The organism is Jiangella anatolica (assembly GCF_003236295.1).
Lineage (GTDB): Bacteria > Actinomycetota > Actinomycetes > Jiangellales > Jiangellaceae > Jiangella > Jiangella anatolica.
This window is the reverse complement of the sequence record NZ_POTW01000070.1, coordinates 24,446-36,009: the sequence shown is the minus strand read 5'-3', so window position 1 is coordinate 36,009 and position 11,564 is coordinate 24,446. Positions and strand designations below refer to the sequence as shown.

Genomic DNA, 11,564 nt, shown 5'->3' with positions numbered 1-11,564 from the left:
CCCCCACGTCGCCGCGCCCGGCGTCCCGTACACCCGGAACCAGTACAGCCCCGGCTGCCGCCGCTGCCACGTCGTCACACCGGCCGCCCGCTCCACGGCGCCGAGCACCGTCTCCAGGTCGATGATCGCCCGCGCGTCGGCCAGACCGGCCGCCGACAGCCCGCCGGCCAGCAGCTCCAGTGCCGCCGATCGGGCGCCGTCGCCCAGGTCGCCCAGCGCGACGCCGGGCCGGGACCGCGGCAGGTAGGTGAACGTGCGCCGGTCGCCGGCGTCGAACGGCGCGTGCGCCCGGTCCAGCTGGTCAGGGTCGAGCGCGGCCAGGAACGCCGTCGCCGCGCGTGTCATCGGAGGCGTCATCGAGCACCACTCTGCCAGCCGGCGCCGCGGCGGCGCGCTCGACCGGGAGGGTCAGCCGCATGGTGAGACCGCCGTCGTCGGTCGTCTCGGGGACGAGTGTGCCGCCCATCGCCTCGGTGAGGCCGCGCGACAGCGCCAGCCCGAGCCCGATGCCGGTGCCGCTGTCGTCGAGCCGCTGGAACGGGACGAACATCCGGTCGCGCTGCGGTGCCGGGATGCCCGGACCGTGGTCGACGACGCGCAGCTCGACCACGGAGCCGTCCGCGCGCGCCGTCACCACGGGCGGCCGGTCCGGCGGGCTGAACCGCAGCGCGTTGCCGATCACGTTGACCAGCACCCGCTCCAGCAGCGCCGGGTCGGCGGCCAGCCGCGGCAGGCCGGCCGGCAGGTCGACCGTCACCTTCCGCGCCGGCTCGCCGAGCTCGTCGAGGGCGCGCGCGACGCTGCCCTCGGCCGCCGTCGGGCGCAGCGAGACGCCGAGGACGCCCGCCTGCAGCCGGCTGAGGTCGAGCAGGTTCGTGATCAGCGCGGTGAGCCGGTCCAGCGACTCGTCCGCGGTCTCCAGCAGCTCGGCCCTGTCATCGTCGTCGAACTGGACCTCGTCGCTGCGCAGGCTGGTGACGGCGGCCTTGGCGGCGGCCAGCGGGGTGCGCAGGTCGTGGCCGACGGCGGCCAGCAGCGCGGTCCGCATCCGATCGGCCTCGGCCAGCACGCCGGCCGACGCCGCCTCGCTGGTCAGCCGCTCCTGCCGGAGCGCCAGCGCGGCCTGCGCGGCGAACGCCTCGATCACCCGGCGGTCCTCGGCGGGCAGCGCCGGTCCGCGCAGCGCCAGTGAGAGCGTGTCGTCGATCGGCACCTCGACGTCGCCGTCGGCCGGGGTCAGGCTGGGCCGTTCGCCGACGCACGCGACGACCGACCAGATGGACGGGTCCTCCTGGCTGCCCGGCAGCCTGGACGCGTCCGCGGCGCGCTCCAGCAGCGTCACCGACGTCAGCCCGTACGTCTCCAGCAGCCGTTCCAGCAGGCCGATCAGCGGCCGCGGATTGCCGACCATGCTGCCGGCGACGGCGGCCAGGCTCTGCGCGTCGGCGCTGGCCCGGGCCGCTTCACGGGTGCGTCGCGCCGCGGTGTCGACGACGATGCTCACCGAGGCCGCGACCAGCAGGAACACCGCCAGCGCCACGATGTTCTCGACCTGGCTGATCTCGAACGAATGGATCGGCTCGGTGAAGAACCAGTTCAGCAGCGCGAACCCGGCGACGGCCGCCAGCAGGGCCGGCCACATGCCGCCGACCAGCGCCGCCGCGATCACCATCGCCAGCAGCAACAGCTCGCCGGTCGCCAGCGACACGTCCCTGCCCGGCAGCCGGACGGCGAGCACGAGCAGCGGCAGCCCGACCACCGCCAGCGCGTACCCGGCCAGCCGGCGGCGCCGCGACAGCGGGCTGCCGAGGGCGGCGGTCCGGCCGCGGCCGGCCTGCCGGTGCGGCACCAGGTGGACGTCCATCGAGCCGGACAACGACATCGTCGTGAGCGCGACGCCGCGCGAGAACAAGTGCGCGAGGCGCCCGCGGCGGCTGGCGCCGAGCACCAGCTGGGTGGCGTTCACGCCGCGGGCGAACTCGATCAGCGCGGCCGGGACGTCGTCGCCTAGCACCTGGTGGTAGGTGCCGCCGAGGCTCTCGACCAGCAGCCGCTGCCGGGCCAGCAGCGTCGGGTCGGCGCCGACCAGTCCGTCGCTGCGCAGGACGTGCACGGCCATCAGGTCCGCGCCCTTGCCGCGGGCGGCGATGCGGGTGGCCCGCCGGATCAGCGTCTCGCCCTCGGCGCCGCCGGTCAGTGCGACGACGACGCGTTCGCGTGCCTCCCAGGTGTCGTCGATGTGGTGGTCGGCGCGGTACCGGTCCAGATGGTCGTCGACCTGGTCGGCCAGCCACAGCAGCGCCAGCTCGCGCAGCGCCGTCAGGTTGCCGACCCGGAAGTAGTTCCCCAGCGCCGCGTCGACCTGCTCGGGCGCGTAGACATTGCCGTGAGCCATCCGCCGGCGCAGCGCCTCCGGCGTCATGTCCACCAGCTCGACCTGGTCGGCCCGGCGCACCACCTCGTCCGGGACGGTCTCACGCTGGGGCACGCCGGCGATCCGCTCGACAACGTCGTTGAGCGACTCCAGGTGCTGGATGTTCACCGTCGACAGCACCGTGATGCCGGCGGCGAGCAGCTCCTCGATGTCCTGCCAGCGCTTCGCGTTCCGCGAGCCGGGCACGTTCGTGTGCGCCAGCTCGTCGACCAGCACGACCTCCGGGTCGCGGCGCAGGACCGCGTCGACGTCCAGCTCCTCGAACGTGGCGCCGCGGTAGGTCATCGTGCGGCGCGGCACGACCTCCAGGCCGGCGATCAGCTCCGCCGTCCGGGCGCGCCCGTGCGGCTCGACCACGCCGATCACGACGTCGGTGCCGCGGGCCCGGCGCCGGTGCGCCTCCTCGAGCATGGCGTACGTCTTCCCGACGCCCGGCGCGGCGCCCAGGTAGATCCGCAGCTGCCCGCGTCCCATGACACCAGTCTGACCTGCCCGGCTACGATCGGCGCCATGGAGTCGGCAGGTCGGGTGCTGGTGGTCGACGACGACGCCGGCATCCGCAAGACCCTCGCGCTGAACCTCAAGGCGCGGGGATACACCGCCGATCTGGCCGGCACCGGCGAGCAGGCGCTGCAGCTGGCCGCCCGCAACCACCCCGACGCCGTCATCCTCGACCTCGGGCTGCCCAGCATGGACGGCCTCGACGTCGTCCGCGGCATCCGCGGCTGGTCGTCCGTCCCGATCGTCGTGCTGTCCGGGCGGGGCACCGAGGCGGCCAAGGTCGAGGCGCTCGACCTCGGCGCCGACGACTACGTCACCAAGCCGTTCGGCATGGACGAGCTGTTCGCCCGGCTACGCGCCGCCACCCGCCGGGCCGTCCTCCCCGACGGCGACGCCGTCCTGGCGACGGAGGACTTCACCATCGACTTCGCCGCCAAGCGGGTCCTGCGCGACGGCGCCGCCGTCCGCCTCACGCCCCGCCAGTGGCACATCGTCGAGGTGCTGGTGCGCCACCGCGGCCGGCTGGTGACGTACGAGCAGCTGCTGCGGGAGGTCTGGGGCCCGGCGTACGGGACAGAGACGAACTACCTGCGGGTGTTCATGACGCAGATCCGCCAGCGGCTGGAGCCCGAGCCGTCGGCGCCGCGCTACTTCATCACCGAGCCCGGCCTCGGCTACCGCTTCCAGCTCCCGGACGACCTGTAAGGCTCCGGTTGAGGACGCCCAGCCGGCGACGATCCGCGTCACCCGACGTCGGCCCGTTCCCGCGTTGTGCTTGGCACGCTGGGGGCGACGTGGCGCGCCGGGAATGTCGGGTTTGTGGAACGCCCCGGCGTGCCAAGGGCGGCATCCGGCGGATCACGCCGCCGCTCGGCCCACGCGGGCGGTGCCCGGTGTACGGGATCGCTGACACTGCGTGTCAGTGACTCGGGCGCACGGTGGCGCCATGGACACCACACTTCAGGGCAAGGTCGCGCTCGTCGCCGGCGCCTCCCGTGGCGCGGGCCGGGGCACCGCCGTCGAGCTGGGCGCGGCCGGCGCGACCGTCTACTGCACCGCTCGCACGACCAGGGAGCAGCGCTCCGAGCAGGACCTGCCGGAGACAATCGAGGAGACCGCCGAGCTGGTCACGGCGGCCGGCGGCATCGGCATCCCGGTGCAGGTCGACCACCTGGTCCCCGAGCAGGTGCGGGCGCTGGTGCGGCGCATCGACGCCGAGCAGGGCCGGCTGGACGTGCTGGTCAACGACATCTGGGGCGGCGAGCAGCTGTTCAGCTGGACGGACAAGCTGTGGGAGCACTCGCTGGAGAAGGGGCTGCGGATGCTCCGGCTCGCCGTCGACACCCACATCATCACCAGTCACTTCGCGCTGCCGCTGTTGCTCCGGCGGCCGGGCGGGCTGGTCGTCGAGATGACGGACGGGACCGCCGAGTACAACGCAACCCACTACCGGGTGTCGTTCTTCTACGACCTCGCCAAGACGTCGGTGCTGCGGTTGGCGTTCGCCCAGGCCGAGGAGGTGCGGGCGCTCGGAGCGACGGCGGTCGCGCTGACGCCCGGGTGGCTGCGGTCGGAGATCATGCTGCGCCACTACGGGGTCACCGAGGAGAACTGGCGCGACGCCCTCGAGTCCGAGCCGCACTTCGCGATCTCGGAGACCCCGGCGTTCGTGGGGCGGGCGGTGGCGGCGCTGGCCGCCGACCCGCAGGTCGCGCGCTGGAACGGGCGGTCGCTGTCCAGCGGCCAGCTGGCCCAGGTCTATGGTTTCACCGACGTCGACGGGAGCCGGCCGGACGCCTGGCGGTACCTCGTCGAGGTCCAGGACGCCGGCAGGCCCGCCGACGTCACGGGGTATCGCTGAGGGGAGACGCATGATCCGGTGGGGCATCATGGGCACCGGCGGCATCGCCGCATCGTTCGCTCGTGACCTGCAGCTGGTCGACGACGCCGAGGTGGTCGCCGTCGGGTCGCGCAGCGACGAGAGCGCGAGCGGCTTCGCCGGCCGGCTCGGCGTCCCACGGGCGTACGGCTCCTACGAGAAGCTCGTCGACGACCCCGACGTCGACGTGGTCTACGTGGCGACACCCCAGACGGCGCACGCCGCGAACGTCCGGCTGGCGCTGGAGGCCGGCAAGCCGGTGCTGTGCGAGAAGCCGTTCACCGTCACCGGCGCGGAGGCCCGCGACCTCGTCGCGCTGGCGCGCGAGCGCGGGCTGTTCCTGATGGAGGCGATGTGGACCCGGTTCCTGCCGCACTTCCGCCGCATCGACCAGCTGCTGCGCTCCGGCGTGCTCGGTGAGATCACGACGGTCGTCGCCGACCACGGGCAGGCCATCCCGGCCGACGCGGCGCATCGGCTGCAGCGCCTCGACCTCGGCGGCGGCGCGCTGCTCGACCTCGGCATCTACCCGGTGTCGCTGACGTCGTACGTGCTGGGCCGCCCCGACGGCGTCAGTGCGGCCGGGACGCTCACCCCGGCCGGCGTCGACGCGCAGACGTCGGCCGTCTTCACCTATGCGAGCGGCGCGCACGCCGTCGTCACCACGACATTGCGAGCGCGGACGGCGAACCGGGCGGTCATCACCGGCACCCAGGCGCGGCTGGAGATCGACGACGTCTGGTACGCGCCGACCTCGTTCTCGCTGCTGCGGCCGACGTCGTCGCAGCCGGAGCGGTTCGAGCAGCCGCGTGTCGGCGGCGGGCTGCGTCACCAGGCGGTCGAGGTCGGCCGGCTGCTGCGCGAAGGCGCCACCGAGAGCGACGTCATGCCGCTGGACGAGACGGTCGCGATCATGGAGACGCTCGACGAGATCCGCCGGCAGATCGGGCTGCACTTTCCCACCGAGTAATGGCCCCGGGCGATCAACCCGGACGTAGGGCATGATCTGGCCTGAGGAGGGGGCTATGACATCCATGCTCATGCCGGGGGTGACGGAGCACCGTCACGCGACGCCGCGGCTCACCGTCAACACACTCACCCTGGAGGACCGCGACTCCGGGGAGCCGGTGGTGTTCGTGCACGGCAACGTGTCGTCCAGCGTGTTCTGGCAGCCGGCGATGCTCCGGCTGCCGGACCGGTTCCGGCCGGTCGCGGTCGACCTGCGCGGCTTCGGCGGCACCGAGACGCTGCCGGTCGACGCGACGGGCGGGGTCCGAGACTACGCCGACGACGTCGCCGGGCTGCTCGAGCTGCTCGGGCTGGACGACGCGCACCTGGTCGGCTGGAGCATGGGCGGCGCGGTCGTGCTGCAGCTGATCCTGGACGCGCCGGCCCGGTACCGGTCGGTCACGCTGGTCAACCCGGTGTCGCCGTACGGGTTCGGCGGCACCCGCGGCGCGGCCGGCGCGCTGGCCGACCCGTCGGCGGCCGGCTCCGGCGGTGGCGCGGCCAACCCCGAGTTCGTGGCCCGCCTGCGCGACGGCGACCGCGGCGACGACGGTCCGCTGTCGCCCCGTCAGGTCATGCTGTCGTCGTACGTGAAGCCGCCGTTCGTGCCCGAGCACGCCGACGCCTACGTCGAGTCGATGCTGACGACGGCCGTCGGCGACGACCACTACCCCGGCGACTCCGTGCCCGCCGACGCCTGGCCCGGCGTCGGCCCCGGCACGCGCGGCGTGCTCAACACGATGGCGCCGACGCACCTGCGGCTGGACGGGCTGGACGCCATCGACCCGAAGCCGCCGATCCACTGGATCCGCGGCTCCGACGACGTCATCGTCTCCGACACGTCGCTGTTCGACCTCGCCTACCTCGGCTCGATCGGCGCCGTACCGGGCTGGCCGGGCGACGACGTCGCGCCGGCGCAGCCGATGGTCGCGCAGACCCGCGCCGTCCTCGACGCCTACCGCGCCGCCGGCGGCGTCAGCACCGAGACCGTCATGGACGACACCGCGCACAGCCCGCACATCGAGAAGCCGGACGAGTTCGTCGCGGCGCTGGTCGACGGGCTGGACGGCCGATGACGCTGGGGGTCGCGGTCGACGGGGGGACGCTCGCGGTGCACGAGCTGGGCCGCGGCCGGCCGGGCGCGCCCGTCGTCATGGCGCTGCATGGGATCACCGCGAACGCGCTGGCCTTCGGCGCCGTCGCGGCGGCGCTGGACGGCGAGGTCCGGCTGCTCGCGCCGGACCTGCGCGGCCGCGCCGACAGCCGGTCCATCCGCGGGCCGTGGGGGCTGGCCGCGCACGCCGCCGACGTCGTCGCCGTGCTCGACGCGGCCCGGGTGGAGTCGGTGATCCTGCTGGGCCACTCGATGGGCGCCTACGCCGCGGCGCTGACGGCGTACCTGCACCCGGACCGCGTGTCGTCGCTGGTCCTGGTCGACGGCGGCGTCGGCTTCCCGGCGCCGCCAGGCGACATCGACGAGGCGCTGGAGCAGGTGCTCGGCCCGGCGATGACGCGGCTGGGCATGACGTTCGCCGACGAGGCGGCGTACCTGGACTTCTGGCGCGAGCACCCCGCCATCGGCCCCGGCCTGGACGCCTCGTACGGCGACCTGCTGACGGCGTACCTGCGCCACGACCTCGTCGGCCCCGACGGCGAGCGCCGCTCGTCGTGCGTGCTCGACGCCGTCCGCGCCGACGGCGCCGACCTGCTGGCCGACCCCACCGTGCTGCGCTCGCTGCGCGACGGCACCGTCCCGGCGACGCTGCTCTACGCGGCGCGCGGGCTCCTGGACGAGCCGCAGGGCCTGCTCGACGCCGAGCGCATCGCCGCGGCCGACCTGCCTCCGACGGTCCGCGTCATCCCCGCCGGCGGCGTCAACCACTACACCGTCCTGTTCGAGCCGCAGGCTGTTCGCCTCATCGCCTACGCCATCGGCACGTCGGTCTAGCGGGCCGTCTTGAGTGCCGACCAGGACGACCTCGGGTTCCTGCTGGAGCCCGAGCGGCTCTACTCCCGCGACGACGTGCTCACGCGGGCCGTCCCCGGTGCCTCGGCAGGCGGGCGTGTACGCCTGGTACTTCGACGAGGCGCCGCCCGGCGTGCCCGTGGAGGGCTGCCATGCACTGGCGTCCGAGGCGCTGCTGTACGTGGGTATCTCGCCGAGCCGGCCGGAGAGCAAGGGGACGTTGCATGACGTTCAGCGACGGTGAGCAGGTGCTCTCGGAGTGGATCGGACGGCACGCTCGTGTCTGCTGGCTGCCGACAGCGTCGCCCTGGCTGCTCGAGAGCGAGCTGATCGGCCGCCTCACCCTGCCGCTCAACCTCGACCAGAACCGGGACGGCGCATTCCGTGCGGTCCTGTCCCAGGCCCGAGCCGATCAGCGTGCGCTCGCACGCAGCCTGCCGGTCCTTTCGCGCTGACACCTGCGCCGCCGGCACGTCGGTCTAGCGTGCGGACCAGCCGCCGTCGAGGAGGAGGTCGGTGCCGGTGATCGACTGCGCGGCCGGGCTCGTCAGGTAGGCGACCGCCTCGGCGACCTCGTCCGGCTCGATCAGCCGCTTGATCGCCTCGTTGGCCAGCAGGATCTCGCTGACGACGCGGTCCTCGGGCAGGCCGTGCACCCGCGCCTGGTCCGCGATCTGCGCCTCCACCAACGGCGTGCGCACGTAGCCGGGGTTGACGCAGTTCGACGTCACCCCGTGCGGCGCGCCCTCCAGTGCCGTCACCTTCGACAGCCCCTCCAGGCCGTGCTTGGCCGTGACGTAGGCGGACTTGAACGGACTGGCCCGCACGCCGTGTGCGCTGGACACGTTGACGATCCGGCCCCATGAGCGCGCGTACATCCGCGGCAGCGCGGCCCGGATCAGCAGGAACGGCGCCTCCAGCATGAGCCGCAGCATGAACGCGAACCGGTCCGGCGGGAACTCCTCCAGCCGTGCGACGTGCTGGATGCCGGCGTTGTTGACGAGGACGTCGACATCGAGCTCGACGGACGCCAACTCGGCGGTGTCGGCGAGGTCCACCTGCCAGGGTTCGCCGCTCGCGCAGTCGGCGGCCACCGACGCCGCCCGTTCGCCGTCGATGTCGGCGACGATGACGCGCGCGCCGGCCGCACCGAGCCGCCGGGCCACAGCGGCGCCGATGCCGCTGCCGCCGCCGGTGACCAGCGCCCGCCGTCCGCTCAGATCCAGTTCGGCCATGGCAGGACTCTAGAGCCAGGCGAATCATCTGACTAGAGTCAGAGAATGGACGAGACGATGGTGGCGCAGGTCCGGCGGTTCAACCGGGTCGTGACGCAGCAGGCCGGGGTCTTGAACGATCGGTACCTGGCCCGCGACCGGCCGGTGGGGGAGTCGCGGCTGCTGTGGGAGATCGGCGACGGACGAGACGTGCGGTCGCTGCGCACCGAGCTCGACCTCGACTCCGGCTACGTCAGCCGGCTGCTGCGCTCGCTGGAGGCGGCCGGCCTGGTGACGACGGAGCGCAGCGCGGCCGACCGGCGGGTGACGCTGGCCCGGCTGACCGAGGCCGGCCGGGCCGAGCGGGACCTGCTCGACGAGCGCAGCAACGCCCTCGCCGCCGAGCTGCTCCAGACGCTGCCGGATCGCCAGCGCGAGCGGCTGGTCGCGGCGATGGCCGACGTCGAGCGGCTGCTGACGGCGGCGATCGTGCGGTTCGCGGTGACCGACCCGGACGACCCGGTCGCCCAGCACTGCCTGCGTGCCTACGCGGCGGAGCTGGACGCGCGGTTCGACGGGGGGTTCTCCCTCGACCGAGGCATCCGCGCCGATCCGGCCGACCTGCGCCTACCGAACGGCCTGCTCCTGATCGCCATGCTGCACGCGACGCCGGTGGGGTGCGGCGTGCTGCTGTTCCACGGCGCCGAGCCCGCGCACCTGAAGCGCATGTGGGTCGCCGAGCCGGCCCGCGGGCTGGGACTCGGCCGCCGCCTTCTGGCCGAGCTGGAGCGCCGTGCCGCCGAGCAGCACGCGCCCGCCGTCCGGCTGGAGACGAACGCGGCGCTGACGGAGGCGATCGCGCTGTACCGGTCCGCCGGCTACACCGAGGTGCCCGCGTTCAACGACGAGCCCTACGCCCACCACTGGTTCGAGAAATCGCTCCTGCGACAATGAGGCATGGCGGAACGCAAACCGCCCGGCATGGGCTTCGAGTCGTGGATCGACAAGCAGATCCGTGAGGCGGAGGCGCGCGGCGAGTTCGACGACCTCCCGCTGGCCGGCAAGCCGCTGCCGCCGCGCCGTCCCGGCGACGAGTACGGCTGGATCCGCGAGAAGCTGGCCCGCGAGGGCGAGTCCATCGACTCGCTGCTGCCGACGCCGCTGCGGCTGCGCAAAGAGATCCACCAGCTGCCCGAGACGCTCCGCGACGTCCAGTCCGAGCAGGCCGTCCGCGCGGTCGTCGACGAGCTGAACGAGCGCATCAAGGAGTGGCTGCGGGCACCGTCCGGGCCGAACATCCCGGTCGCGCTGGCCGACCCGGACACCGTCGTCGCGCAGTGGCGGACGGCGCGGGCCGAGCGGCTGGCCGCCGAGCAGCAGGTGCGCGCCGAGCGAGCCGCCGCGGCCGAGCGAGCGGCGGCGGAGGCACGGGCCGCGGCCGAGGAGGCCCGCCGCAACCGCGGCAACCCGCTCAGTCCCTACACGTGGCTCAACTGGTGGCGCCGGCAGCTCGGACGGCGGGCAGACCGAACGCCCTGACCAGCTCCGGCTCCAGGAACACCGTCAGCCGGTCGATCCGCTCGCCGGCCAGCGTCAGCACCACCAGCCCGTGCGCTCGGTGCACGCCGTCCAAGCCGCGGTTGTACATCGCGTGCGCCGGTTGCCCGTTGGCCCGGGTCGGCAGCGTCAGCATGTCGCCGGGTGCGCCGAGCCGCGGGGCCAGGAACCGGCCGATGGCCTCGGCGCCGCGGAACCAGGTGGCGTGCGGCGGCATCTCCAGCACCGCGTCGCGGGCCAGCAGCCGGACCAGCCCGTCGATGTCGGCACGCTCGAACGCGGCCACGTAGCGGTCGAGCAGGTCCCGCTGCCCCGCGTCGGACGGCTCCGGCCCGACGCCGTCGACGCCGTCGACCCTCAACTCGGCCAGCTGCGCCCGGGCCCGCCGCAGTGCGCTGTTGACCGCCGTCGTCGTCGTGTCCAGCAGCCGGGCCACCTCGGCGGCCCGCCAGCGCAGCACGTCGCGCAGGATCAGCACCGCCCGCTGCCGCGCCGGCAGGTACTGCAGCGCCGCGACCAGCGCCAGTCGGGTGCTCTCGCGGCCGACGGCGATCGCGGCGGGGTCGCCGGACAGCGGGTCGGCGACGGCGTCCGGGAACGGCTCCAGCCAGGGCACGTCCGTGAGCGGCGGCGCCAGCGGCGCGTCCGGGTCGCCGCCCGGCCCGGCCAGGCCCGACGGCAGCGCACGCCGGCCGCGGGTCTCCAGCGCGCGCAGGCAGGCCCGGGTCGCGATCGTGTACAGCCAGGTCCGCAGCGACGACCGGCCCTCGAACCCGTCGTAGCCGCGCCACGCCCGCAGGTAGGTCTCCTGGACGGTGTCCTCGGCGTCGTGCAGCGAGCCGAGCATGCGGTAGCAGTGCGCCAGCAGCTCCCGTCGGTACGGGTCGGTCTGCCGGGCGAACTCGTCGGCCCGCGCCTCGGTCGTCACGGTCATCGATCCTCCTCCTTGGAGCGTCCTCCCCAGTACTGATCCGCGCCGCGCCGAGAAGTCATCGCGACGAGTTC

At 74.0% G+C, this 11,564-nt stretch carries 13 protein-coding genes; 9 read left to right on the top strand and 4 right to left on the bottom strand.

The features are described 5' to 3' along the window. Together C1I92_RS23395 and C1I92_RS23390 are read right to left on the bottom strand one after the other, a co-directional pair. Positions 1-345: DUF3500 domain-containing protein (locus C1I92_RS23395; protein WP_158564247.1), on the bottom strand; the 345-nt coding region annotated here is incomplete at its 3' end. Beyond that, positions 302-2,908 (bottom strand): sensor histidine kinase, encoded by a 2,607-nt coding sequence (locus tag C1I92_RS23390; protein WP_111257059.1) that lies wholly within the window; start codon positions 2,906-2,908, stop codon positions 302-304. The genes C1I92_RS23395 and C1I92_RS23390, both read right to left, overlap by 44 nt. Before the next feature lie 36 nt (positions 2,909-2,944). Here C1I92_RS23390 and C1I92_RS23385 point away from each other — a divergent pair, with 36 nt between their 5' ends. The 7 genes from C1I92_RS23385 (at position 2,945) to C1I92_RS34570 (ending at position 8,243) form a co-directional block, all read left to right on the top strand. Continuing rightward, a complete protein-coding gene (locus C1I92_RS23385) occupies positions 2,945-3,640 on the top strand; it encodes a response regulator (RefSeq protein WP_111257058.1) in 696 nt (231 codons plus the stop codon). Between the two features lie 241 nt (positions 3,641-3,881). Further along, complete coding sequence (locus C1I92_RS23380; RefSeq protein WP_111257057.1) at positions 3,882-4,796, top strand: SDR family oxidoreductase; 915 nt, start codon at positions 3,882-3,884, stop codon at positions 4,794-4,796. Between the two features lie 10 nt (positions 4,797-4,806). Then, positions 4,807-5,784 carry a Gfo/Idh/MocA family protein gene (locus C1I92_RS23375; protein WP_199521523.1) on the top strand — a complete coding sequence of 326 codons (978 nt, stop codon included), beginning with the start codon at positions 4,807-4,809 and terminating at the stop codon, positions 5,782-5,784. Positions 5,785-5,839: 55 nt separating this feature from the next. Beyond that, positions 5,840-6,898, top strand: a complete 1,059-nt coding sequence (locus tag C1I92_RS23370) for an alpha/beta fold hydrolase (RefSeq protein WP_111257056.1) — start codon at positions 5,840-5,842, stop codon at positions 6,896-6,898. Beyond that, positions 6,895-7,770, top strand: a complete 876-nt coding sequence (locus C1I92_RS23365; protein ID WP_111257055.1) for an alpha/beta hydrolase — start codon at positions 6,895-6,897, stop codon at positions 7,768-7,770. The genes C1I92_RS23370 and C1I92_RS23365 overlap by 4 nt, the downstream gene beginning before the upstream one ends. Positions 7,771-7,867: 97 nt before the next feature. Beyond that, a complete protein-coding gene (locus C1I92_RS34575; RefSeq protein WP_199521522.1) occupies positions 7,868-8,032 on the top strand; it encodes a hypothetical protein in 165 nt (54 codons plus the stop codon). After that, positions 8,013-8,243 (top strand): GIY-YIG nuclease family protein, encoded by a 231-nt coding sequence (locus C1I92_RS34570; RefSeq protein ID WP_199521521.1) that lies wholly within the window; start codon positions 8,013-8,015, stop codon positions 8,241-8,243. Before C1I92_RS34575 ends, C1I92_RS34570 begins: the two co-directional genes overlap by 20 nt. A 24-nt stretch (positions 8,244-8,267) precedes the next feature. Here the strand turns inward: C1I92_RS34570 and C1I92_RS23355 are convergent, their stop codons facing one another. Next, complete coding sequence (locus C1I92_RS23355) at positions 8,268-9,023, bottom strand: 3-hydroxybutyrate dehydrogenase (protein ID WP_111257054.1); 756 nt, start codon at positions 9,021-9,023, stop codon at positions 8,268-8,270. 45 nt (positions 9,024-9,068) lie between these two features. On the opposite strand from C1I92_RS23355, the gene C1I92_RS23350 reads away from it, so the two are divergent. Next, a complete protein-coding gene (locus C1I92_RS23350) occupies positions 9,069-9,956 on the top strand; it encodes a MarR family winged helix-turn-helix transcriptional regulator (RefSeq protein ID WP_111257053.1) in 888 nt (295 codons plus the stop codon). 3 nt (positions 9,957-9,959) lie between these two features. Then, positions 9,960-10,541, top strand: coding sequence for a DnaJ family domain-containing protein (locus C1I92_RS23345; protein WP_199521520.1), 582 nt, complete (start codon positions 9,960-9,962; stop codon positions 10,539-10,541). Here the strand turns inward: C1I92_RS23345 and C1I92_RS23340 are convergent. Next, positions 10,492-11,493, bottom strand: a complete 1,002-nt coding sequence (locus tag C1I92_RS23340) for a sigma-70 family RNA polymerase sigma factor (RefSeq protein ID WP_199521519.1) — start codon at positions 11,491-11,493, stop codon at positions 10,492-10,494. The two genes, C1I92_RS23345 and C1I92_RS23340, sit on opposite strands and share 50 nt — an antisense overlap. Positions 11,494-11,564 lie beyond the last annotated feature (71 nt).

What these genes read in the sequence shown, in the direction of transcription:
- C1I92_RS23390 (WP_111257059.1), bottom strand. Translation starts at nt 2,908, where the DNA reads ATGGGACGCGGGCAGCTGCGGATCTACCTGGGCGCCGCGCCGGGCGTC.
- C1I92_RS23385 (WP_111257058.1), top strand. Translation starts at nt 2,945, where the DNA reads ATGGAGTCGGCAGGTCGGGTGCTGGTGGTCGACGACGACGCCGGCATC.
- C1I92_RS23380 (WP_111257057.1), top strand. Translation starts at nt 3,882, where the DNA reads ATGGACACCACACTTCAGGGCAAGGTCGCGCTCGTCGCCGGCGCCTCC.
- C1I92_RS23375 (WP_199521523.1), top strand. Translation starts at nt 4,807, where the DNA reads ATGATCCGGTGGGGCATCATGGGCACCGGCGGCATCGCCGCATCGTTC.
- C1I92_RS23370 (WP_111257056.1), top strand. Translation starts at nt 5,840, where the DNA reads ATGACATCCATGCTCATGCCGGGGGTGACGGAGCACCGTCACGCGACG.
- C1I92_RS23365 (WP_111257055.1), top strand. Translation starts at nt 6,895, where the DNA reads ATGACGCTGGGGGTCGCGGTCGACGGGGGGACGCTCGCGGTGCACGAG.
- C1I92_RS34570 (WP_199521521.1), top strand. Translation starts at nt 8,013, where the DNA reads ATGACGTTCAGCGACGGTGAGCAGGTGCTCTCGGAGTGGATCGGACGG.
- C1I92_RS23355 (WP_111257054.1), bottom strand. Translation starts at nt 9,023, where the DNA reads ATGGCCGAACTGGATCTGAGCGGACGGCGGGCGCTGGTCACCGGCGGC.
- C1I92_RS23350 (WP_111257053.1), top strand. Translation starts at nt 9,069, where the DNA reads ATGGACGAGACGATGGTGGCGCAGGTCCGGCGGTTCAACCGGGTCGTG.
- C1I92_RS23345 (WP_199521520.1), top strand. Translation starts at nt 9,960, where the DNA reads ATGGCGGAACGCAAACCGCCCGGCATGGGCTTCGAGTCGTGGATCGAC.
- C1I92_RS23340 (WP_199521519.1), bottom strand. Translation starts at nt 11,493, where the DNA reads ATGACCGTGACGACCGAGGCGCGGGCCGACGAGTTCGCCCGGCAGACC.